Source organism: Kitasatospora sp. NPDC127067, from assembly GCF_042724755.1.
GTDB classification, from domain to species: domain Bacteria; phylum Actinomycetota; class Actinomycetes; order Streptomycetales; family Streptomycetaceae; genus Kitasatospora; species Kitasatospora lactacystinica.
In genome coordinates, this window is record NZ_JBHXEM010000289.1 from 1 (window position 1) to 2,080 (window position 2,080).

Consider the following 2,080-nt stretch of genomic DNA (forward strand, 5'->3'; position numbering starts at 1 on the left):
GGTCCCGGGGGCGTCGCGGGTCCGCGGGGGGGGCGCCCCCCGCCGGCGGCGCGTGCAACGGCCCGGGGGAGGGCGGCGGGGGTGGGGGCGGCGGCCGGCCCGCGCCCACCCCCGTCCCGGTCGGTGATCCGGCCCGCTGGGGAATCGATCCATCCGCACCCCGTGAACCTGCGAATCCGGCGAACCGGCGTGGTGATACCTTCGCAACCGCCGACCGGACCGGTCGGCGCCGCAGCCGAGCGGACGGCCATCCCGACCGGCCCCGGCTGTCGGGCCTGCGAGCGGACGGACGGCGTCCGGCGGGCCGGGGTGCCGTACCCGGTGGAGGGGGGAGTGGGCGTGAACGACGGCGCGGTGCGGGTGGGGCGGACGGTACGGACCGAGGACGGCGCCTGCCGCCACCTGCTGGTGTGGCGGGCCGGTCCCGGCTGGCGGATGGTGAGCAGCGCGGTGCTCGGCGGCGGGCTCCACCGCGAGCGCCGGGCCCGGGGGGAGCCGGAGCCGCATCCGCCGGCGGTGCCCGGCTGCCGCGTCGCGGACGTCCGCGGAACCCGGCCGGCCACCGTGCCGGTCGCGGGCCTCCTGCCCCGGTGATCGACGGGCCAGGCCCTATGCGACCCAGCCGGAGGTGAGGCCCTGGACGGCCGAGCCGTCGAGGTCCTTGAGCTTGACCCCGGCGAAGGCCCGGGCGGCGTCGGAGGTGAGCATCCGGAAGGCGGGTCGTTCGGCGGCGAGCAGGTCGAGGATCCCGGCGGCCACGTCCTCGGCCGCCTGGGCGTTGGCGAAGGCGCCGCGGGTGCGGTCCAGGTAGGCGGCCAGGGCCGGGGCGTACGGTCCGGCCTGTTCGGCCGCGTCGTCCGTCAGGCCCACGTTGCTGACGAACTCGCTGGCCACCGCGCCCGGCTCGACGACGCTGACGGAGACGCCGGCGGTGGCCGCGACCGGGGCGAGGGACTCCATGTAGCCCTCCACCGCGAACTTGGCGGCGCAGTAGGCCTCGTTGAAGGGCTGGCCGACCACGCCGCCGACGCTGGTCACGGTCAGCACGCGGCCCGTGCTCGCCCGCAGCAGGGGCAGGGCGGCCTTCGTGACGTGCAACACCCCGAAGAAGTTGACCTCCATGACGGCGCGGACGGCGTCGACGCTCTCCTGCTCCAGGGTGCCGATGTGGCCGGCGCCGGCGTTGTTGACCAGCGCGTCCAGTCGGTCGACGCCGGCCAGGCAGGCCTCGACCGACGCGGGGTCGGTGACGTCGAGCGTCCGGAGGTCGACGGTGACCCCGGCTTCCTCGGCGGCCGCCAGCAGCGGGCCGGCCTTGGCGGTGTTGCGCATGGTGGCGATGACGTGCCAGCCGGCGCGGGCGGCGGCGACGGCGGTGGCCAGGCCGATGCCGGAGGAGGTGCCGGTGATCAGGACGGTCCGGTCGCTCATCTCGCTGGACTCCCAGTGCTTATGGATCATAACCAATATGATCCATAACTATGTGGGCTGACATTTCACTTTGTCAAGCACCTGGATAGTCTGGTGGTCATGTCCCACCCACCGGATGACCTCACCCAGGAGATCGTCGGACTCTTCGCGGCCGTCAACCGCCGCTACGGCCGGGAGTCCGAGGCGGCCGCGGCGGCCCACGACCTGACCGCGCTGCAGGCCAAGGCGCTGCTCGCCGCCGAGGTCCCGGTCCCGACGCGCCGGATCGCCGAGCGGCTGCACGCGGAGCCGTCCAATGTGACGGTGATCGTCGACCGCCTGGAGTCCCGCGGCCTGGTCGAGCGCAGCGTCGACCCCGCCGACCGTCGTGTCAAGCACGTCGCCGCCACCGCCGCCGGCCGCGAGGTCGTCGCGGATCTGCGCGCCCGCATGCCCTTCGCCGGCGACCCGCTGGCCCGGCTCGACGCCGAGCAGCGCGGGTCGCTGCGCGAACTCCTGCGGCTGGTCCTGGAGGCATGACGGCGGCCCCCCGGGCAACTGCCCCGGGGGGCCCCCGTGCCAAACCCTTTGCGCCCGCCCCCCCCGCCCGGGGGTGCCGCCCGCAGGGGCGGCCCCCCCAAACCGGGGGGGTCGGGCCCACGGGAAAGTA

At 75.6% G+C, this 2,080-nt stretch carries 3 protein-coding genes; 2 read left to right on the plus strand and 1 reads right to left on the minus strand.

The window, feature by feature from the left end; genetic code table 11:
- Positions 1-333 precede the first annotated feature (333 nt).
- Entirely contained in the window at positions 334-594 is a 261-nt protein-coding gene (locus ACFWJ4_RS41455) for a hypothetical protein (RefSeq protein ID WP_380554628.1), read from the plus strand.
- A 15-nt stretch (positions 595-609) separates the two neighbouring features.
- On the opposite strand, the gene ACFWJ4_RS41460 is transcribed toward ACFWJ4_RS41455, so the two are convergent.
- The gene (locus ACFWJ4_RS41460) at positions 610-1,461 is read right to left on the minus strand and encodes an SDR family oxidoreductase (protein WP_380554622.1); all 852 of its coding nucleotides are present in this window, start codon (positions 1,459-1,461) and stop codon (positions 610-612) included.
- A gap of 69 nt (positions 1,462-1,530) precedes the next feature.
- On the opposite strand from ACFWJ4_RS41460, the gene ACFWJ4_RS41465 reads away from it, so the two are divergent.
- Complete coding sequence (locus ACFWJ4_RS41465) at positions 1,531-1,950, plus strand: MarR family winged helix-turn-helix transcriptional regulator (RefSeq protein ID WP_380554625.1); 420 nt, start codon at positions 1,531-1,533, stop codon at positions 1,948-1,950.
- Positions 1,951-2,080 lie beyond the last annotated feature (130 nt).